The organism is Bacillus carboniphilus (assembly GCF_020524035.2).
Lineage (GTDB): Bacteria > Bacillota > Bacilli > Bacillales > JAIVKR01 > Bacillus_CC.
On sequence record NZ_CP129013.1, the window covers coordinates 3,290,305 to 3,309,800 of the forward strand.

Sequence of the window (19,496 nt, forward strand, 5' to 3'; positions counted from 1 at the left end):
CTATCTACTCTAGCCTACCTTAATCTCTAATAGGTCTTTCTAATGAATGTAAATCTTCATCTAAATTAGTAAGCTTCTGCTCTACCACTTGTTGAGCATCTTTGATGGCTCCATTATAAAAGAAAGGTCCCAGCTCCTTTAAAGCGAAATCAAGGAAATTTTCTGCTGCCAATAAACCAATTTCTTCAGAACGCTCCGTATAAAAGTAATGTTGGATTTTTTCGATAATTAAATCTTTCTTTTCTTTAGGAAATTTCATGTGCATCGAGTTCCCCTCCTTATAAAGTACAGTTTTATTATAACAAGAATAGGAAGAATGAAAGAACGAAATGGAGGGGATCTAAACTCTTCCGAAGCTAACAAACCTACTTTTCCAGTACACGGTGGTGACATCAGTAAAACCTATACCATTTCTATTAGCGTCAAACATAAGATTATTTCCTACATATATACCAACATGTGTAATGACCCTTTTTGATTTACGTGTGTTTGTAAAGAAGACTAAATCTCCTTCTTTTGCATATTCAGTTCGAATTTTTGTGCATTGTTGATACTGTTTTTGTGCTGTTCTAGGAAGTGAAATCCCACCTTTTTTAAAAGTCCATTGCGTAAATCCTGAACAGTCGAAACCTGTATGAGGATTAGAACCTCCCCATACATATTTCATACCTATATATTGTTCCGCTTCAGAAATTATTTTTAAAAAAGTATCTTTTAACAAAGATATCACCCTAAATTAAAATGTTTACTATATGATATTTTTTTATCGTATAAATGCTTGTACTAATGACGCGAAAATTTAAAAATAGGTAGTTATAATTAAGATATAAGAGATCTAACAAAGGGGAGTTGTTGACATTGAAATATCATATTTTCATCAGAGGGAAAGTACAAAAGGTTGGTTTTCGAAAGTTTACAGCATCAGCGGCAAAAAAACTTCATATAGTGGGATGGGTTAAAAATAATGACGATGGAAAGGTTGAAGTTGTTGCAGAAGGCGAGAAAGAAAATTTGAATAAATTTGTAAAAAAACTAAAAAGGGGACCTTTAGTTTCAAAGGTGGATGAAGTAAAGATTACGGAATATCCTACAACGAAAACTACATTCAAAAGCTTTGAGATTATATAGATGAAAGAGAATAGATTGAAACAATGGATGTGGACTCTATTAAAAAAAGTGGATGGAAGTACCCAAGCTTTATAAACAAGTAATTTCTGTATCTATTACATTGATCAGTTTCGGATACTTACTATGGTCTGGTGTGAGTAGGCTAATAAAGATATCTAAAGAACCAATTCCCCCCATGGATTTTATGTTTATTATCGCTGCATCAGTCTTGGTGTTTATTGGAATGAAAACGTATTTACGAAGAAGTGAGAGGTGATGAGAGATGATTGGAATTTTAGCAGGGATGGGACCAAAATCAACGGCCCCTTTTATAGAAAAAGTGAATTATTATTCTCAAAAATTATATGGAGCACAAAATGACATTGACTTTCCTCATATGATGATTTATTCGTGTCCGACCCCCCTTTTACGTAGATCACCCTATCGACCACGCAAAAATGAAAGATGCGATTGTAAATGGTGCTAAACGATTAGAAAGTACAGAGATTTCATTTATGGCTATTCCATGTAACACGGCTCATTTGTATTTTCCTCAAATAGAAAAAGAACTAGACGTCCCATTGATAAATATGATTGAGGAAACGATTAAGGAAATACCGAACGATGTTCAAAAAGTAGCTGTTCTTGCAACCCAACCAACAACAGAATCGAACATTTATCAGAATGATTTATGTAAATCTGGATTCACACCTATTCAAGAAGAAGGTTGGCAAGAGAAGATTAATCTGATTTTAAAGGCTATAAAACAAGAGGACGGTTATAACCAAGCTAAGAATTTGTGGGAAGAATTACTGTTAGAACTAGATAGGAAAGTAGACTCGGTGGTAATTGCTTGCACAGACTTAAATGTATTAATAGATGATTCTTCTTCCAAAAGCATGATTGATTCCTCAAGTAGTTTAGCAAAAGCAGTAGTGAAACGTTATTATTCAGGTTCGTAAATCATAAACTATTTAGCATTTAAGTTATATTTTACATTTTAATATGTAAAATTTTTTTGAGATAATTAATCTTAAAAGGAATACTGGAGAAAGCGTGAATGTCTAAATGTTATTAATAGAAATCAAGCAAAGTATCATGAATGACTCACAAAATAAAGTGAGAAGTTATCAAGAAATTGCTGATATGATTGGGGTAACGAAAAACACGGTTACGAACACGATTAAGTTTATTGAAACTGGGCGTCCGCAAACCTCTTTACAAGCCATATTAGGTTATCATCAATTGTATGCTAGTTTAGATGATCATGAGAGGACAACTATAAGAGATTATGTCGAGAACTATGACTTAAAATCGAGTCATTTAAAGGATGTAATGGACTATTGTTATGAAAATGACTATTTTGAAGTTCTAGAATTGGCAATAAAAAAGAGTAAGGAAAAACCGTACGAAATGTCAAAGGTTGCTAGGCTTTATGAATTGTTGGCGAAACCGAGAATGCGTGAAATAAGTTATGTTGAGGCGTACGCTCAGTCCAAAAAGATTGATTACCGCCATCCGCATGTTGAAATTTTAAAGAGATATTTAGAAATTGTTTATCTTACGAATGAAGATGATTTTGTAAATTCTGAAGAAAAATGTATCGAACTAATGGGCATTTTGCAAAAATCAGATCCTCATGAATTGCCAGTAACAAATATTAATACCCGTGTGAACGTTGTTTTCTTAAAAGTTATGTTTGTACAGCAAAAATATCATTTAGTTAGAGAAACTGGGTTTAAGCTACTTGATGATCTTTCGGGAAACCGTTTTACTGCAATGGTATTCATCTATATTGGTTTATCCTATCAATATGAAGATTACCATCTAGCAAAGGTGCATTTTTTAAAAGCATTAGAGATTTACAAAAGGTTGAAGTTGAAAGGTGACTATATAGTAACGCAAAGAAATTTGGAGTTAACCTCTGTCATTTTCGATCGCTATCGTATAGAAGAGTTAGTTGATTCTAAAACAATCGCAATTGCTTATTGTTTGGAAGGAAGAATGAGAGAAGCTGATAAAATAGTAACCGAACTTGAAAAAGGTGACCTAGGTTCTCCGATTTTACTTATTTCTAGAGGATTAATCGAGTTATATGAAACAGGTAGAGACATCTACTTAAGATTATCAAAACTCAACTTTGAAAAGTGCGGCGACTTTCACTTTGCCGAGCTACCAATGAAAATTAAAGAGCTGTTTTTACAAAAGAGACAAGAGTGGGACGTTATTGATTTATAATGCGCACACTTTTTTCTGTTTTTAAGTAATGATAAATTCCTACACAAATAGGTATTAACAATAGGGTCAAAATCAATAATCTTATTTTTTTCAATTTAAACATTCATTAGGCTCCAATTCTATTTTTTCAATTTCGAATCATTTTATCCGATAGATGGATATATTGCAAGATTCTTCAGTGGTGAATAAAAAACTAAATGGTAAGCATAGATTAAATGGAACCAAGATATTGAGCTTTCTTTTCAATTGGCTAGTTTTAACCACGAACATTTTTCATTTGACATTTGTTTTTGGTTAGGATACGTTAGTAATAATATAATCGTCTAAGGAAATTTTAAACTTAAGCTTTAGCATTCTTTCAATCTCGTACATTGTTTGAGTGAAAAAGCGGTATTTAGGAATTTTAACGGGAGCTCTTACAAATAACTTGTTCGAAGTTAGTTGAAGTGAAACCGACAACATTCGAGATTCAATGATAGATATAATCATTGGACTTTTGAAGTTGTCGGTTTTTTATATGCCATTTTTTGAAAATTATAATAAAACAATAGGAGTGACATTAGAAGAATATACAAATAATTAAAGTGTAAACGCGTTGAGAGAGGAGAGTGTTCTTTTGTTAGTCTCGTTAAGTTCGTCATTATTATTAACCTTATTTTTTATAGCATTAAGTTTTTCCTTGTTAAGTGGTTTAATTTTTCTTCTTCCCCGAGTACCATTGAAATTTGTACACATTCATATTGGGATAGTGGCTCTTCCGCCCTTAGTTTCTATATTGGGCCTTACTAATATTAGTGAGAATGGAGCGATTGGTCTATGGTACTTAGATTCGTTAGCTTGGTTTATGGCTATCTTCGTCCTTATGATTGGTTTGATTATTCAACGTTTTTCTGTACGTTATTTATTAGGAGACCGTTATTATCGTAAGTATTTCTTTCTCTTCACGTTTACGACTAGCTCTGCGTCGATTGCTTGGTTAAGTGGCGATCTTCGTTTAATGGTCTTATCATGGGGAGCCACTCTTGTTGGTTTAATTATGCTTATAGGGTTAAACAAAGGATGGAGAGTCGCGAGAGAAGCAACAAAGGTTTCTAGTCGATTATTTTTATTAAGCTGGCTTTCTCTTTTATTCGCAGTGGTATGGCTTTTTCAAGCTACAGGTGAGTGGCAGCTTTCCGTCGCTCTGACAAAGGAAAGTTTAGCTCAACTAACAGCATGGGAGAAAACAGGAATTAATTTATTGATTGTATTAGCAGTAATCATTCCTGCAGCCCAATGGCCATTTCAAAGGTGGTTAATTGAATCTGTTGTTGCACCCACACCTGTTTCTGCCATTATGCATGCAGGTTTAGTAAATGCGGGTGGAATCATGCTAACTCGGTTTTCACCTCTTTTTAATGGTGATATAGCTTCGGTTGTATTACTTATTATTGCAAGTATCTCAGTCTTAATAGGATCCGGTATTAGTTTAGTGCAAGTTGATTATAAGCGGCAGCTAGTAGGTTCCACGATTGGACAGATGGGGTTCATGCTCATTCAATGTGCATTAGGTGCCTATTTAGCAGCGATCATTCATCTTATTTTACATGGTTTGTTCAAAGCTACGCTGTTTTTGCAGGCTGGTTCAGCCGTACGGCGTTTTGAAGTTTCGACTCGTGTTTATAAAAGATCATCCTATTTATGGGTCTGGATTGGACGTACGTTAGGTGTACTTGTAGGGGTTGCATTTTGGTTGATGTCTTCTGGAGATGGGTATCAATTGCTGAGCGCGTTTATTTTAGGCTGGTCCTTGTCCGTTTCATGGAAACATCTCGTTGCTTTTGGTGAAGGGAATTTTGGACGTATTGTTGGATTAGCAATCATAGGGGTTTGTGCCTCGGTCTATTTGTTCATTCATAATCTTTTCTATGACTGGCTATACACTTCTGTAAATCAAAGTATTCAGCCGAGCATGTCCGTTGTGATGATCGTCGTATCTCTTTTGTTTCTTTGTAATGCTATAGGGTCTTGGGTGGCTCGTCATCGTTCTTCTGTACTCTTCTCCATCCTTTACGTTTGGTTAATAAGGTTAGGTGAAGCAAAACCTAACTCAGTAGAAAGTCATCCAAACTATCTTAAACAACTTTTATCTCAAGGAGGTAATGAGTGATGGACGGAACGTCAGTGTTAACAAAAGAAGAATCCACAACACAGCCGAAGATCAATACGGAAAAAATGGATATTGATGCTTTAGTGGAGTCGTCCAGTAGGGTGATTGCTCCATTATGGCCGATCTCTACTGCAGCTCGAAATCCTTGGATGGGTCTTGAAAAGCAATCTTTTGAAGAGGTGGCAAGCTGGTTAAAGAATCTCCGTGATGTGGATATATACCCTAGTTCTTCCATGTTTCTTGAGGCAAAGAAAAAAGGAGAAATTGATGAAGCTCTTGTTGAGGAAGGGCTGCAGCGCTGGCTGGATTCACATCTTTTAACTATATCAAGGGAAGTAGCAGAATCATTTTGTCGTTCTGCATTGAAATTAGATTCTTTACCCCCTAACCTGGTATCATCAGTCAAGAAAGAGGAATGGGGCGCAAAATTTAGCACATCAAACATGGATAGTGCAATGCAGCCAACCCTTAAGTGCTCATGTTAAGAATCAAAATGGTGAAAGATTAGTTGAGTTACTGGATTATCATGTCATTAAATGGTGTAAATTATATCTTGATGATTCGCAGGCAGGATGGACTATGCCAAATCGTAAGGAAGGCTTTTATCGAGCGTGGCGTCGTCTCATTCAATATGATCCAGCGCTTAGTAAGACTCAACGTAAAAGCTTAAAACATTGGCCGAAAGAGGCACATGATGCTCTAAAGAAAGCCATTGATGCTCTACAGGTCCCTTCATCTAAGGTTCAGACTTACCTCGAAGGTCATTTGCTTTCCTTACCTGGATGGGCAGGGATGATGTTATGGCGCTCTCAACAGTTAAACCATGAACGTTCCCTTCTAACAGAATATTTAGCTGTTCGACTTTCAATGGAATGGGTACTGGTAAACTCTTATTTACCTATACAAAATCAAGAATCTAATCGAAATAATTTAAATTCTTATCTTGTAGCATCTTGGATTCATTGGGGCGGACTATCAATCGAGGATTGGTCGAGGATGACCTCTGTAGACCAAAATGAATATTTGACATTTGCTCATCAATTTGATGAAAAGGTACGTAAAAAGCTGTGGCTTGAAGCTTGGGAACAGACACAGAGAGATCAATTAAAGAAGGAAATTCTCTCTAAACAGCATGAGGCCGAAGAAAAAAAACCACCTTTAGCTCAATTAGCATTTTGTATCGATGTACGTTCAGAACCTTTTCGCCGTCAATTAGAAAAACAAGGTCCATTTGAAACGATTGGAATTGCTGGTTTCTTTGGGTTGCCGATTGCAACTAGTGAACTTGGGAGTCATCACAGTCATCCTTCTTTGCCCGTAATATTAAATCCACAGCACAAAATTAGAGAATGTGTGAATGAAAATAACCTTAAATCTTATCAACAACGTAAACAAACCGTTCAGTCTATTAGTTACACGTTTAAAACGATGAAGCAAAATATATTTGCAAGCTTACTCTTACCTGAGCTAAGTGGTCCTTGGTTAAGTCTACAAATGTTAACACGAAGTTTTGTGCCAAGAAGCGCAGATCGTTTCATTCATAACCTTCATGAAACGTGGTTACGTAAACCTAAAACAACGCTCTCACTTAATCATACTCATAACGAAGAGATTCCTATTGGTTTTTCAAACGAGGAAAAAGTGTTTTATGCACGTCAAGCTCTCAAGATGATGGGATTAACAGAAAATTTTGCTCCACTAGTGGTCATATGCGGACATGGTAGCCAAAGTACAAACAACCCTTATGCGGCAGCTCTTGAATGTGGAGCTTGCGGTGGTGCAGCAGGTGGATTTAATGCGAGGGTTTTAGCGGAACTATGTAATTTACCAGAGGTAAGAAAAGAGCTTTTTACAGAAGGGATTGAAATCCCTAAAGGTACCATATTTGTTGCCGCTAAGCATAAAACAACGGTGGATGAATTAGAGTGGGTTTATGTTCCTGAACTATCCAAAGAAGCAAAAGAAGCTTTTGATCGAATAGAAGCAATCATGCCGAACGTGAGTCTTAAGTCAAATGAAGAGCGACTAGCACAACTGCCGAGTTTTGAAACGAACCCTGAAAATCCAATGGTTGAGGCGCATCGTTATGCGGAAGATTGGAGCGAAATACGTCCTGAATGGGGGCTGGCTCGTAATGCTGCCTTTATTATTGGACAACGTGAGTTAACTAAGTATAGTGACTTGGAGGGTAGAGCGTTCCTTCATAATTATGATTGGAATAAGGACGAAAAGGGTGATCTTTTATCTAGTATAATAACCGGACCTGGAACAGTAACTCAATGGATTAACTTACAATATTATGCTTCAACGGTCGCTCCTCACTATTATGGGAGTGGAAATAAAGCAACGCAAACGGTCACTGCTGGTGTAGGTGTGATGCAAGGGAATTCAAGTGACTTGTTGGCCGGACTTCCTTGGCAGTCCGTCATGCGATCAGATCAGGAAGTGTATCATTCTCCTCTTCGTTTGCTGATTGTGATCCAAGCACCGAACGAATATATTAAGCGAATACTAAAGATTGATACTGCCTTTCGTGAAAAGGTTCAAAATGGATGGGTTCGCTTGGCTAATATCGATCCAGAAGGACATTGGCGAAATTGGTAAAATCCTTTTATGATCGTCGCATCTCACTGAAGTTTATCTCGTTTATTTAAAACGATTAGGAGGAGTTATCAAGAGACTATGGAAAGTAAAATGGGAGAGGTGTTTAGGAATCGTCAAGTGGTCATTGCCACAATGCATAAAAGGAACAAGTCATAGCTCCGTTATTAGAAAAGGAATTAGGTTTAAAGGTATTGGTGCCAGAAGGATTTAACACAGATAAGAATGAAATGGAAAACCGTCTTTCAATAATAGAAAGGCGGTTATTTTGATACGAGGCTACAATATCAAAGCCATTCTCTCAGTTTGTAGTACATAATCATCAATGGGATCATCAAATTCTTCAACTAGTTTAAATCCTTTGGAAAGATAAAAATTCTTTCCTTTTTGGTTGTCCTTTTCAACGTTTATATAGATTTTCTTCACTCCATTTAGTCTTTTAATTCCTTCATCTAGCAATGCCGTTCCTACTCCAAGACCCTGGAAATCAGGAAGTAAGTAAATAGCAAAAAGCTCAACTACTCCTTTTTCTTTAACAGGAGAAAAATTAGCAAATCCGATAATCTTTTGATCTATTTCAGCAATATAAAGATGAGAGCGTTCCATTCTTTGAATCATGCTTTTATCATTGTATGCATTTTTCAAAAAGTTCTCCTGTATGTGAGTGGGGATCATTCCTTCATATGTATCATGCCAACTAATTTTAGCTACGCTTTGTACTTGTTTAATATCGTTTTCATTCATTTCACGTATCATATATTTCATTTTCATAGCATCCTTTCTATGAATTTCACCTATTATAGCATATAATGGATGGGAATCTGCTTGGTATTGGAGAGTTTTTAATGAGTGATAGAGTGATACAAGAAACCGTCCGTTTTGTAAAAAACAAATGTTAGGTGAGGCTTCTGGACATGATTGGTGGCATATTGAACGGGTTTGGAAGAACTCACTCCTACTTAGTAAAAATGAGACTGTAAATTTGGTCGTTGTTCAACTAGCTGCCTTATTGCATGATATTGCTGATCATAAATTTCAAAATGAGACTAAGGGTAAGCGATGAAGATGTAGTTTCATAGTAAAGATTAAAGGTAAATATAATTGGATTTCAATAAAATCAATTGACACTAAGTTATTTTTAATGTAGTGTATTGTTGAATTTATAGCTCTCTAAACCTTTTAAATACTGATGGTTTAATGGACATAAAATAACAATAATTTCTCTAGTTTGAGGAGATATTTTTATGAGGAAAACAAAAGGATCTATAGAAGCCGAAATTAGTAAGGCGATTACTCAGTGGGAAAAAGATTTTCTAGGACGTGGTTCTGTTTCGGTCAAGACAGATATTGTTAGCAATATGATTATTGTTAATTTACATGGAATCTTATCACCGGCTGAATATGTCATGTGCGAAACAAAAGATGGATTACTAGCTGTAAAGAAAATACGTTCAGATTTAGTTGAGTCTGGTATAGATGAATTAAAGAAAATCATTCTTAATGTCACAGGAGAAGAAGTGAAGACATTCCATACAGATATCAGTACCCGAACGGGAGAAAGAATGATGGTCTTTAAATTATTTAAAAACTATGAAAAAACATTTGAATAAACAGGATAATCAGACAATTTAGTATGAATGAGCTGTGCTTAACTATACTGAGTTGTCTTTTTGATATTGTAATGTTGGGAACATGACCAGAAAGGAAAAGAGGTATAAGGGGATGAGTAACCACATTGATAAAAGAGGACGATTAGAAGAAACTCCATTTGATTTTCGTATATCCAAGAATAATACAGTGTTCATAAGTTACTATGGGAAGGAAATAAAAATTGTCAAAGGAAAAGAAGCGGAAAAACTAATAAGGGATCTCGAAGAGACCAACAATGAAAAAGAAGAACAACTTGTCTTAGCCAAAATTACAGGAAACTATAAGAGAGGAAATGAAAGATCCAAAGGAAGAAGATAAAAGAGCATCTTACTATATAATTTGTCAGTGAAAAGTTTTCATTATTCCACCAATGCTTAAACAACTGATTTTGCTGATAATTATTCAGTTTTCAAAAGTATGGTGTGAACGTCTAAACTTTGTTTCACTGGTAATGGTACAATGATGTAATAAACTAGAGGGATAGACACTCCAATATAATAAGATCTTATTTTTTTAATAAATTAATGTGCTAAGGTAAAACGGTATTTTTAGCATTTAACCTTGAAGATAAAACTGTTCTACAAAAGTATTATGAAGGGAATAGAAGGATTTATATATCATTCACTTGTTAAACGGCTAATACCCTTTCATATCATGAAAAACCATGGATAAGGCAGGTTAATCAGCTTTGAGAAAATCTACCTGTAAATGGTACAATAATAGAAGACATCAAGGAGGGGTATTTATGCATTGGTATGATAAGCTTAATCAATATTTCCCTATAGAAGAAATGAAGTCCAAAGAACATATTGAACTGTTATTAGACGAGAAGAGTGATATTTACTATAAAGATGAAGGTCCCGAACATGTTCTACTTTATGCGGAATTAGATGAGTTTGTGTTTATCGACTATATCTATGTGGCAAAAGAAGCACGAGGTAAAGGGCTTGGTTACAAACTACTAAAGAAATTGAAAGATAAACAGAAACCGATCATTTTAGAAGTGGAGCCTGTTGATTATCAAGACAGTGATACAGAAAAGCGATTGCATTTTTATGCTCGTGAAGGATTTGAACACGCTACCTCAATAGGATATAACCGCAAATCATTAGCTACAAATGAGACAAATTCATTAGAAATCCTCTATTGGTCTCCAACAAATGAGTCTAAAAAAAGCATCTTAAATAGAATGAAGCAAACGTATGAGAAAATTCATACTTATAAAGATAAACACTTATATGGAGAGGCATATCAACCTGTTGATCAAGTGCTAAAGATCGAAGAGGGCAAAGAAGATATTTTAAAACCTATTTCGGTAAAGTGAGGTTGAAGATAGTAAAAACCAGAAGGCGATATGTTTTCTGGTTTTTTATTTTACAGAGTAAGAAAGTATAAAAATCTGTCCTTATTTGGATGGTGCTTTTATTTTTGTCTAGCTCCAGCGCCCAGCGACGGGTAGCGCTTTCGACGCACAGGAAGTGCTAGCATCAACGTTGCCCACAGGAAGTGGGCGTCTTTAGTTGATGTTCCAATGTCTCTACGATAAGTCAACGGAGACGCCTCCAGGAGGGAGGTGGATCTACGTTTGCTCGCGCGACGTGGCTGAACTTAGTAGATCCTTCGCTTTCGGGTTTTTCGTGTTTCCTTTATCTCATGCGGCGATGCACAGGAAGTGCTAGCGTCAACGTTAGTTCGCGCGTCGTGACTGTACTTAGTTGACGTACCTTTTCACCTGCGTCGCTAGACGGGCGCTTGCGCATTTCTTATAAAAAATAGTGAATAATAGAATTTGTTACATATCTGTTACAAAAAAGATGAGTTAATCGTGTACAATTTTAAATGTGAGTGCTCTCACTACTACATAATGAATTAAGTTGAAAGGGGTTATCCCATGACAGCAATGGTGGAGCTGAAAAATGTAACCAAAACGATAAAAGGGAAGAAGATTATTGATGATTTATCATTCGAAGTAAATCATGGAGAAGTGTTTGGGTTTCTAGGACCAAATGGTGCAGGTAAAACAACAACGATTCGCATGATAGTTGGACTCATTGGTATTACCGAAGGGGATATATTGATTAATGGGAAAAGTGTCCAAAGAGACTTTGCTGATGCGATGAAAGATGTTGGGGCAATCGTCGAAAATCCTGAATTGTATAAATTTTTAACGGGGTATCAAAATTTGATGCAGTTTGTTCGAATGACTAAAGGAGTGACGAAAGAACGAATTGATGAAGTTGTCGAACTCGTTGATTTAAAAGATAATATTCATAAAAAGGTGAAAACCTATTCTTTAGGAATGAGACAACGATTAGGCCTAGCTCAATGTTTACTTCACCAACCGAAAGTGTTAATTTTGGATGAGCCAACAAATGGGTTGGACCCAGCCGGAATTAGGGAAATGAGAGATCACTTACGTAAACTAGCAAAAGAAGAAAACATGTGTATTATTGTTTCTAGTCACCTCCTTTCAGAAATGGAGATGATGTGCGACCGTATCGCAATTATTAGTAAAGGAAAACTAGTGAATGTTCAAAATGTTCATGAACAAATGGAAGAGAATGAACGCTCCTATTTATTTGAAATAGACAAGCTTGAAGAAGCCATCAGTTTATTAGAAGGTAAGGGGTATAGTGTATTGAAAGAACAGGATGGCCTTGTTGTTTCAACGAATAGAGAAGGCATTCCTTTTATCATTAAACTAATGGTGGAAAAGGATATTAATATGTACGGAATCAAAGAAGTTAAACGAACATTAGAAGAGCGTTTCTTAGAAATAACAGCGAACTAGAGGAGAGGTGAATAGAATGGTAAATTTAATTGCAAATGAATGGATCAAAATATTTAAACGTGTTGGAACGTACGTTATGATTGGTCTTGTCCTTTTAGTTATCTGTGCATTTGTTGCTGGTATGGTGTACTTTGAGGGAATGCAAACTCAAGAAGAACAGTTAGATTGGCGAGTAGAATTACAAAGTGAGAATCAAATGTTGGAAGAAAATGCTGAGTATGATGATTATTCTCTTGAGCAATTAAAGATTAATGAATATCGTTTAGAGAATAATATTCCTCCGGTTAATGAAACAACTGCTTGGACATTTATGGGGGAGAATGCTAACGTTTTAAGTTTTGCTGGACTTTTTACAATTATTATAGCTGCAGGTATTGTTGCGAGTGAATTTTCATGGGGAACTATAAAGGTCCTGCTGATTAGACCTGTAAGCCGTTTTAAAATTTTATTATCTAAATATATTACAGTTGTACTCTTTGGTATAGTAATTACCGCGATTGTTTTTGTTTTCTCTGGGTTACTAGGTTTACTCTTTTTCGGAACGGGCGATTCTACTAGCAACGTTCATTTAGCTTATAGTAACGGAGAAGTGGTTGAACAAAGTATCTTTTTACATATTGTTAAGTCATACTTGTTTAACTCCATTGATATCTTGATGGTGATGACTATGGCATTTATGATATCCTCAGCTTTTAGAAGTTCATCGCTTGCAATTGGATTGTCTATCTTCTTATTAATTGCTGGTGGGAATATCACTTTTATCCTATCCCAAAAGTTTGATTTCGCGAAGTATAGCTTGTTTGCGAATACGAACCTAACTCAATATTTTAATGGAACGCCGTTGGTCGAAGGAATGACTTTGCCATTTTCTATAACTATGCTTCTTATTTATTTTGTTATTTTTCAGGTTGTTGCCTTTGCGGTATTTATGAAACGAGACGTATCAATATAATAAATGAATTAGAAAAAATCTCGGTTTTAACCATCGTTAAAACCGGGCTTTTTTTGCATCCAACAATTTGAAAGCTTTTTCATGTACAGTAGGTTTCAGCATTAACGATGTGTAGTGATCCATATGTTGATTTTTTATGCTTTCGGTCTTCGAACAAAGGCCATTTTGCTTTCCTTTAGATGCGTTTAAAAAGACTTCATGAAATAAATCTTGTAAACTAGATGAGGTGAACGGAAAGGAGGAAACACACGTGGAAAAGGTTATTGATGTTCAATCGTTACGAAAAGATTTTAAGTCATACTCAAGTCGATCTGGACTTAAAGGTGCGTTTCGTGATTTATTTACACGTAATTATCAAGTGATCTCAGCAGTTAAAGACATTACCTTCTCTGTAAATGAAGGGGAGATGGTTGGATATATAGGAGAAAATGGGGCCGGGAAATCGACTAGTATAAAAATGTTAACAGGGATTTTGACACCAACATCTGGAGTCGTTCGTGTCAATGGGATGGACCCTCATCGTGAACGAGAGAAGTTTGTTCGAACGATTGGGGTTGTGTTTGGTCAGCGTTCTCAGCTATGGTGGGATATTGCTGTTCAAGAATCATTTCGGCTGTTACAGAAGGTTTATAAGGTTTCAGAAGAAGAGTATCAAGAACATATGGGACATGTAATTGAGTCTCTTGATATTGGTTCGCTTCTTGATAAACCAGTCCGAAAGTTATCTCTTGGGCAAAGAATGAGATGTGAATTAGCGGCAGCCCTTCTTCATAAACCGAAATTACTATTTTTGGATGAACCTACGATCGGTCTTGATGTTTTAGTTAAATTAAAGATTCGTAACTTCTTAAAGGAAATGAATCAAAAATACAATACTACGATTCTATTAACGACACATGACTTATCGGATATTGAGGCTTTATGTGAGCGAGTGGTTATGCTTGATGAAGGAAAAATTATCTACGATGGGAAATTGGCAGAGCTTCGTTCAAGTTGGGGAGATGGTAAGCAAATAGAATTTCAGTTCTTCGAAAAAGTAAAAAAGGATGATGTTGTTTCTCTGTTTACCGACCTACAAGTAGATTGGTCTGAAGGTGATCGTGACAATGTTTGGGTAGCCAATGTGGCGAACGATGAGCACGTCGTTTCTGAGGTGATTCGCGTAGTCGTTGATTCCTTTCGAATAAGTGATATTAAGATTCATGAAATATCTACCGAAGAAGTTATTCGAAATATATATGAAGAGGGGATTCTCAATGGCTAAATATATTGAGATGATCCGCATTCGTTTTTTAATGATGCTCGCTTATCGAACGAATTATTATAGTGGAATTTTAATTTATAGCATTAATATTGGTGCATACTATTTTTTGTGGAGTGCCATTTATGGAGATAAGGCTCAAATTGAAGGCCTTTCTGTTGTTCAAATGACGAGTTATGTGGCCATAGCTTGGATGGCAAGAGCGTTTTATTTTAATAATATTGATCGGGAAATTGCCCAAGAAATTAAAGAAGGTAAAGTAGCAGTAGAGTTTATTAGACCTTATCATTATTTACTAATGAAAACGATGCAAGGACTCGGAGAAGGAATCTTTCGTCTAACATTTTTCTCTCTTCCAGGCATGTTTATTGTCAGTTTGATTTTTCCTATTGAATTTTCAACTTCTGTTTCTACGTGGGTGTTTTTTAGTCTGTCTATTGTACTCAGTTTTATCGTGAATACCCAGATAAATTTATTAACAGGGGTTATGACGTTCTTTTTCTTTAACAATGATGGATTAATTCGTGCGAAACGTGTCGTCATTGATTTATTTTCAGGATTGCTTTTGCCGATCAGCTTTTATCCGATGTGGGCACAAAATGTAATGGACTTTTTACCATTTCAAGCGATTAGTTATATTCCTAGTATGATCTTCACCGGAGGATTTGCTGGAAGTGAAATAGCTGAGGCACTTTTTCTTCAATTTATATGGACACTTATCTTAATTGTGCCGATTCAAGGGTTTTGGATGATAGCGAAAAAGAAACTAGTAGTGCAGGGAGGGTAGAAAATGAATTATGTATCAATGTTCTTTCTTTATATCTCCCAATATATGAAAACGAGATTAACTTATCGAGTGGATATGGTGATGGAAATCCTTTCTGATTTACTGTTTCAAGGAGTCAATCTTATCTTTATCCTTGTTGTATTTGATCATACGAGTTTTTTGAATGGATGGAATCGAGATGAAATTATTTTTATTTATGGTTTTTTCCTTGTTCCATTTGCTGTGTTCGCTTCGTTTTTTAATATTTGGGATTTTAATGAAAGGTATATTGTTAAAGGAGAAATGGATCGAATTTTAACAAGACCTCTTCATAGTTTATATCAAGTGGTTTTAGAGAGGATGGAGCTTGAGTCGTTATTTGGTATGATCACAGGTTTAGCCATCATGTTTTATGCTGGAGCTAACTTAGGGTTAAGTGTGTCTTGGTACGATCCATTCATCTTTGTTGTACTCGTACTAGGTGGTGTATTCGTTTACGCGAGTATTTTTATTATGCTAGCTAGTATTAGCTTTTGGTCTGATAGCCGAACGAGCATCATCCCAATGATGTACAACATCGGCAACTATGGAAGGTATCCAGTTGATATTTATAATAAAGTTATTCGTTTTGTTTTAACGTGGATTTTGCCGTTTGCATTTGTCGGTGTCTATCCTTCGGCTTATTTCTTAAAACGAGAAGAATGGTATGGGTATGCTTTTTTAACTCCTGTAGTAGGAGCCGTTTTCTTTATTATTTCAATTATGATTTGGAACAAAGGGGTCACGAAATATCGAGGTGCAGGTAATTAATATTGAGGTAAGGGTCATCAACTCAGGGTGGATGGATCTTTTTTACAACTTCAAACATTCGAAAGGATTCTAACACATAATAGCCAATTATAGTAACTAATGATAAAGAGGAGTGTTTATGATGATTACATTTTTTGAATATAATTGGCAAGTTAGAGATGAATGGTTTGAATGGAGTAGTAATTTAACACGTGAATACTTAGTAGAAAAGCGTGTAGGTGGAGTAGAAAGTATCCTCTATACTCTTTTTCATATAGTCGAGGTAGAATCTAGTTGGATAAGAGGAATTCAAGGAAAAGAAGAAATATTGATAGAGTTTAAACATTACAACGAGCTGGAGAAAGTAAAAAAGCTGTCAGATACATATCGTAAAGAGATCATTAATTTCTTAAAATCTAGTTTATATGAATCTAGTAATGCCCTTATTACGGTTCCTTGGGATGAAGATTCCTATTCCAAAGAGGATATTTTACATCATATAATTGCTCACGAAATCCATTATATTGGTCAACTTTCCATTTGGGCAAGAGAAATAGGTTTAAAGCCGATATCAACATCTTTTATAGAAAGAGAGCGAAGGGGGATTAATCATTTTTAATCTAATAATATGAAGATGTTAAATCTTACCATTAATGTTAAAAGGAGACGTTTTATGGAAATCAGATCATGCCATAATGAAGATGAAACCGGATGGGTAAGATGCAATGGAACCATAATATAAAAAGGGTTCGCTAATACTCAGAACTGACGTATTAACGAACCCTTATATCGAAACAGCTGTTATATATGTGTGCTTCTTATTTATGTAAACGTTCTCAAGAAATAGAGCAGGCCTGCTTGTCTTTAATCAGTTCTGATAACATCGCTTTTATTTCTCCATTTGTGAAACCTAAACGAATGCCATACTGAATAACTTCTAACCATTCTTTCTCATTATTCATCCTACTCATCTCCCTTTGTAAGATCTATGAATATTATATAATAGTGTAGTTAAATTCTGAATATTCTATTCTATTCATTTTAGATTAGGAAAATAGATACATAAATAACATGGACATGGTCATTATATAGAACTTATTGCATGTTTTGATTCAAAAAAAGCTCAAATATGAACTATAATTAAGAAAAAGGACTCAAATATGAAAATTCTTTCGAAATTGAAAATAATGCTTATGGATTATGTCGAATCATGTAAGTGAGTTAATTCTGTTTCTTAATTTAATTGACTTATTGACGCTTACTTTAGTGGGGTAATATATTATTTAGATAAAGTATGCAGAAATCAATCTTTTTCACTTTTCGGTTTGTAAGACTAACATTTCTTGTTATGATAGAGAGAAGATTTTACAAGTGGAGAGATTATCAAATGAATGAAATTAAAACGTACGATATTATGGATATATGCTTATTAGCAGGAAAAATAATGCTGGTTAGTGGTGCGGAAACATATAGAGTGGAAGACACGATGACGAGAATTGCCATTTCATACGGGGCCCATAACTCTCATAGTTTTGTTACACCTACAGGTATTATGCTTTCAATTGAGGGGAATGAACCGACGAAAACGAAGCTCGTGCGGATATCGGAGAGAACTACAAATTTAAAAAAAGTGACGCTGGTTAACTCGATTTCACGGAAAATTGTCGCTCGTGAAATCCCCCTTTCTGAAGCTTATCAGCAGTTAAAGGATATTGAAAAAGAACATCATACATATCCTCTATACCAACAAATACTAGCAGCTGCTTTTGCAAGTGGTTGCTTCACTATTATGTTTAAAGGCTCTTTCATTGATTTTTTACCTTCCTTAATTTGTGGAGGAGTTGGTTTTTATTGTTTAGTTCTTTTTCATCGCTTGCTTTCTATCAAATTTTTTGCTGAATTTACTGCCTCTGTTGCTATCGGTATCTTATCTTATTTATTAATAATGATAGGGATAGGAGATCATATGGATAAGGTGATTATCGGTTCGGTTATGCCGCTAGTTCCAGGGCTATTAATAACAAATGCCGTAAGGGATCTCATTGCAGGCCACCTTGTTTCTGGCCTTTCAAAAGGGGCAGAGGCCTTTTTAACTGCCTTTGCTATTGGGTCGGGTGTGGCAGTAGCAATATCTTTGTTATAAAGAATGATCTAAAGACTGTAATCGGTTTTTATGAATAGAAAGGAGTTTTTTTTTGTTACCTATATTCATTCAGCTCGTCATGAGTTTTATCGCTTCTAGCGGATTTGCTATTCTATTTCATGCTCCAAAAGAGTCATTAATTAAATGTGGATTTGTGGGCATGTGTGGCTGGATATTGTATTTCGTGATGACTGAAAATCAACAGGACGCCGTATTAGCAACATTGCTTGCTTCATCTCTAGTTGCCATCATTAGTCAAGTTTTTGCTAAACGGTATAAAACTCCTGTCATTATTTTTAGCGTGTCGGGTATCATCCCTTTAGTCCCAGGTGGGTTAGCCTATGATGCTATGCGTCATTTTGTGCAAAACGACTATAGTGTAGCGAATGGATTAGCCGCAAAGGTTTTTATGATTTCAGGAGCAATTGCAATTGGACTAGTGTTGTCAGAAGTATTAAAACAAATGGGAGTCAAGCAGGAACAGACAATGAAAGGCTAACTTTTTTACAGAGTAGGAAAGTATATAAATAGGTCCTTATTTAGCTTGCGGTTTTAATTCTTGTCTAGCTCCATTGTCCAGCAACTCCCACGCACACGATGTGCTAGCGTCAACGTTAGTTTGCGCGTCGTGACTGTACTTAGTTGACGTTCCTTTGCCCCTTCGTTGCTAAACGGGCGCTTGCGCTTTTCTTAATGACACGAGGTAGCCTGTTATTTAGACTATCTTGTCTCTAGTTAGTTTATTATGGATACAGCTTCTGAAATAATAACAGATACGATCATAATTAAAAGGATGAATATGGAGATTGCTTTTTTATTTTGGCTTTTATAATCAATATAAATCGGGATAGCTGCTAAGATAAAAATGATCTCTTGAGCCCAAAGATAATATTCTAAATCCATCATGTTCATTAATAGAGGGGAAAAAGCGAGATAAATAAAAAGCATCGCAATACCGGTTTCTTTTTACAGAGTAAGAAAGTATAAAAATCTGTCCTTATTTGGATGGTGCTTTTATTTTTGTCTAGCTCCATCTCCCAGCAACTCGT

General features: G+C 35.6%; 19 protein-coding genes and 2 pseudogenes. 16 read left to right on the forward strand and 5 right to left on the reverse strand.

Annotation, left to right across the window (positions count from 1 at the left end):
* Window positions 1-19: 19 nt before the first annotated feature.
* Both LC087_RS17170 and LC087_RS17175 read right to left on the reverse strand, forming a co-directional pair.
* Window positions 20-265, reverse strand: coding sequence for a DUF2164 domain-containing protein (locus LC087_RS17170; RefSeq protein ID WP_226542891.1), 246 nt, complete (start codon window positions 263-265; stop codon window positions 20-22).
* Between the two features lie 75 nt (window positions 266-340).
* Window positions 341-721: a C40 family peptidase gene (locus tag LC087_RS17175; protein WP_226542893.1), complete on the reverse strand. Its 381-nt coding sequence runs from the start codon at window positions 719-721 to the stop codon at window positions 341-343.
* A 137-nt stretch (window positions 722-858) separates the two neighbouring features.
* Here LC087_RS17175 and LC087_RS17180 point away from each other — a divergent pair, with 137 nt between their 5' ends.
* The 5 genes and pseudogenes from LC087_RS17180 to LC087_RS17200 all read left to right on the forward strand — a co-directional run bounded on the left by LC087_RS17180 (window position 859) and on the right by LC087_RS17200 (window position 8,098).
* Window positions 859-1,128, forward strand: coding sequence for an acylphosphatase (locus LC087_RS17180; protein WP_226542895.1), 270 nt, complete (start codon window positions 859-861; stop codon window positions 1,126-1,128).
* A 262-nt stretch (window positions 1,129-1,390) separates the two neighbouring features.
* A pseudogene (locus tag LC087_RS17185) lies at window positions 1,391-2,069 on the forward strand (aspartate/glutamate racemase family protein).
* A 106-nt stretch (window positions 2,070-2,175) separates the two neighbouring features.
* Window positions 2,176-3,345, forward strand: a complete 1,170-nt coding sequence (locus tag LC087_RS17190; protein ID WP_226542901.1) for an AimR family lysis-lysogeny pheromone receptor — start codon at window positions 2,176-2,178, stop codon at window positions 3,343-3,345.
* A gap of 616 nt (window positions 3,346-3,961) precedes the next feature.
* On the forward strand, window positions 3,962-5,494 hold the full coding sequence (locus LC087_RS17195; RefSeq protein ID WP_226542903.1) for an NADH dehydrogenase subunit 5: 1,533 nt from the start codon (window positions 3,962-3,964) through the stop codon (window positions 5,492-5,494).
* Window positions 5,494-8,098 (forward strand): annotated as a pseudogene (locus LC087_RS17200) (DUF2309 domain-containing protein). Before LC087_RS17195 ends, LC087_RS17200 begins: the two are co-directional and overlap by 1 nt.
* Before the next feature lie 276 nt (window positions 8,099-8,374).
* Here LC087_RS17200 and LC087_RS17205 read toward each other — a convergent pair.
* A complete protein-coding gene (locus LC087_RS17205; RefSeq protein ID WP_226542906.1) occupies window positions 8,375-8,860 on the reverse strand; it encodes a GNAT family N-acetyltransferase in 486 nt (161 codons plus the stop codon).
* Between the two features lie 479 nt (window positions 8,861-9,339).
* Here LC087_RS17205 and LC087_RS17210 point away from each other — a divergent pair, with 479 nt between their 5' ends.
* The 9 genes from LC087_RS17210 (at window position 9,340) to LC087_RS17250 (ending at window position 16,923) form a co-directional block, all read left to right on the forward strand.
* Window positions 9,340-9,705 carry a Na-translocating system protein MpsC family protein gene (locus LC087_RS17210; protein WP_226542908.1) on the forward strand — a complete coding sequence of 122 codons (366 nt, stop codon included), beginning with the start codon at window positions 9,340-9,342 and terminating at the stop codon, window positions 9,703-9,705.
* Window positions 9,706-9,817: 112 nt separating this feature from the next.
* Window positions 9,818-10,063 carry a hypothetical protein gene (locus LC087_RS17215; RefSeq protein ID WP_226542910.1) on the forward strand — a complete coding sequence of 82 codons (246 nt, stop codon included), beginning with the start codon at window positions 9,818-9,820 and terminating at the stop codon, window positions 10,061-10,063.
* 427 nt (window positions 10,064-10,490) lie between these two features.
* On the forward strand, window positions 10,491-11,069 hold the full coding sequence (locus LC087_RS17220) for a GNAT family N-acetyltransferase (RefSeq protein ID WP_226542912.1): 579 nt from the start codon (window positions 10,491-10,493) through the stop codon (window positions 11,067-11,069).
* 567 nt (window positions 11,070-11,636) lie between these two features.
* Window positions 11,637-12,536: an ABC transporter ATP-binding protein gene (locus tag LC087_RS17225; RefSeq protein ID WP_226542914.1), complete on the forward strand. Its 900-nt coding sequence runs from the start codon at window positions 11,637-11,639 to the stop codon at window positions 12,534-12,536.
* Between the two features lie 16 nt (window positions 12,537-12,552).
* Complete coding sequence (locus LC087_RS17230; protein ID WP_226542916.1) at window positions 12,553-13,488, forward strand: ABC transporter permease; 936 nt, start codon at window positions 12,553-12,555, stop codon at window positions 13,486-13,488.
* Between the two features lie 250 nt (window positions 13,489-13,738).
* The gene (locus tag LC087_RS17235; protein ID WP_226542918.1) at window positions 13,739-14,752 is read left to right on the forward strand and encodes an ABC transporter ATP-binding protein; all 1,014 of its coding nucleotides are present in this window, start codon (window positions 13,739-13,741) and stop codon (window positions 14,750-14,752) included.
* Window positions 14,745-15,536, forward strand: a complete 792-nt coding sequence (locus LC087_RS17240) for an ABC transporter permease (protein ID WP_226542920.1) — start codon at window positions 14,745-14,747, stop codon at window positions 15,534-15,536. The genes LC087_RS17235 and LC087_RS17240 overlap by 8 nt, the downstream gene beginning before the upstream one ends.
* Before the next feature lie 3 nt (window positions 15,537-15,539).
* Window positions 15,540-16,325 (forward strand): ABC transporter permease, encoded by a 786-nt coding sequence (locus tag LC087_RS17245; RefSeq protein WP_226542922.1) that lies wholly within the window; start codon window positions 15,540-15,542, stop codon window positions 16,323-16,325.
* Between the two features lie 121 nt (window positions 16,326-16,446).
* Window positions 16,447-16,923: a DinB family protein gene (locus LC087_RS17250; RefSeq protein ID WP_226542924.1), complete on the forward strand. Its 477-nt coding sequence runs from the start codon at window positions 16,447-16,449 to the stop codon at window positions 16,921-16,923.
* Window positions 16,924-17,140: 217 nt separating this feature from the next.
* On the opposite strand, the gene LC087_RS17255 is transcribed toward LC087_RS17250, so the two are convergent.
* On the reverse strand, window positions 17,141-17,266 hold the full coding sequence (locus LC087_RS17255; protein ID WP_264190016.1) for a hypothetical protein: 126 nt from the start codon (window positions 17,264-17,266) through the stop codon (window positions 17,141-17,143).
* Between the two features lie 425 nt (window positions 17,267-17,691).
* On the opposite strand from LC087_RS17255, the gene LC087_RS17260 reads away from it, so the two are divergent.
* A complete protein-coding gene (locus tag LC087_RS17260; protein WP_226542926.1) occupies window positions 17,692-18,447 on the forward strand; it encodes a threonine/serine exporter family protein in 756 nt (251 codons plus the stop codon).
* A 61-nt stretch (window positions 18,448-18,508) separates the two neighbouring features.
* Window positions 18,509-18,946, forward strand: coding sequence for a threonine/serine exporter family protein (locus tag LC087_RS17265; RefSeq protein WP_226542931.1), 438 nt, complete (start codon window positions 18,509-18,511; stop codon window positions 18,944-18,946).
* A gap of 236 nt (window positions 18,947-19,182) precedes the next feature.
* Here the strand turns inward: LC087_RS17265 and LC087_RS17270 are convergent, their stop codons facing one another.
* On the reverse strand, window positions 19,183-19,395 hold the full coding sequence (locus LC087_RS17270; RefSeq protein ID WP_306019736.1) for a hypothetical protein: 213 nt from the start codon (window positions 19,393-19,395) through the stop codon (window positions 19,183-19,185).
* Window positions 19,396-19,496: the final 101 nt, after the last annotated feature.

Excerpts from the sequence above, each read along its gene's own strand:
- LC087_RS17260 (WP_226542926.1), top strand. The coding sequence starts at position 17,692 with ATGAATGAAATTAAAACGTACGATATTATGGATATATGCTTATTAGCA.
- LC087_RS17245 (WP_226542922.1), top strand. The coding sequence starts at position 15,540 with ATGAATTATGTATCAATGTTCTTTCTTTATATCTCCCAATATATGAAA.
- LC087_RS17250 (WP_226542924.1), top strand. The coding sequence starts at position 16,447 with ATGATTACATTTTTTGAATATAATTGGCAAGTTAGAGATGAATGGTTT.
- LC087_RS17190 (WP_226542901.1), top strand. The coding sequence starts at position 2,176 with ATGTTATTAATAGAAATCAAGCAAAGTATCATGAATGACTCACAAAAT.
- LC087_RS17170 (WP_226542891.1), bottom strand. The coding sequence starts at position 265 with ATGCACATGAAATTTCCTAAAGAAAAGAAAGATTTAATTATCGAAAAA.
- LC087_RS17210 (WP_226542908.1), top strand. The coding sequence starts at position 9,340 with ATGAGGAAAACAAAAGGATCTATAGAAGCCGAAATTAGTAAGGCGATT.
- LC087_RS17240 (WP_226542920.1), top strand. The coding sequence starts at position 14,745 with ATGGCTAAATATATTGAGATGATCCGCATTCGTTTTTTAATGATGCTC.
- LC087_RS17220 (WP_226542912.1), top strand. The coding sequence starts at position 10,491 with ATGCATTGGTATGATAAGCTTAATCAATATTTCCCTATAGAAGAAATG.
- LC087_RS17205 (WP_226542906.1), bottom strand. The coding sequence starts at position 8,860 with ATGAAATATATGATACGTGAAATGAATGAAAACGATATTAAACAAGTA.
- LC087_RS17225 (WP_226542914.1), top strand. The coding sequence starts at position 11,637 with ATGACAGCAATGGTGGAGCTGAAAAATGTAACCAAAACGATAAAAGGG.
- LC087_RS17215 (WP_226542910.1), top strand. The coding sequence starts at position 9,818 with ATGAGTAACCACATTGATAAAAGAGGACGATTAGAAGAAACTCCATTT.
- LC087_RS17230 (WP_226542916.1), top strand. The coding sequence starts at position 12,553 with ATGGTAAATTTAATTGCAAATGAATGGATCAAAATATTTAAACGTGTT.
- LC087_RS17255 (WP_264190016.1), bottom strand. The coding sequence starts at position 17,266 with ATGAATAATGAGAAAGAATGGTTAGAAGTTATTCAGTATGGCATTCGT.
- LC087_RS17270 (WP_306019736.1), bottom strand. The coding sequence starts at position 19,395 with ATGCTTTTTATTTATCTCGCTTTTTCCCCTCTATTAATGAACATGATG.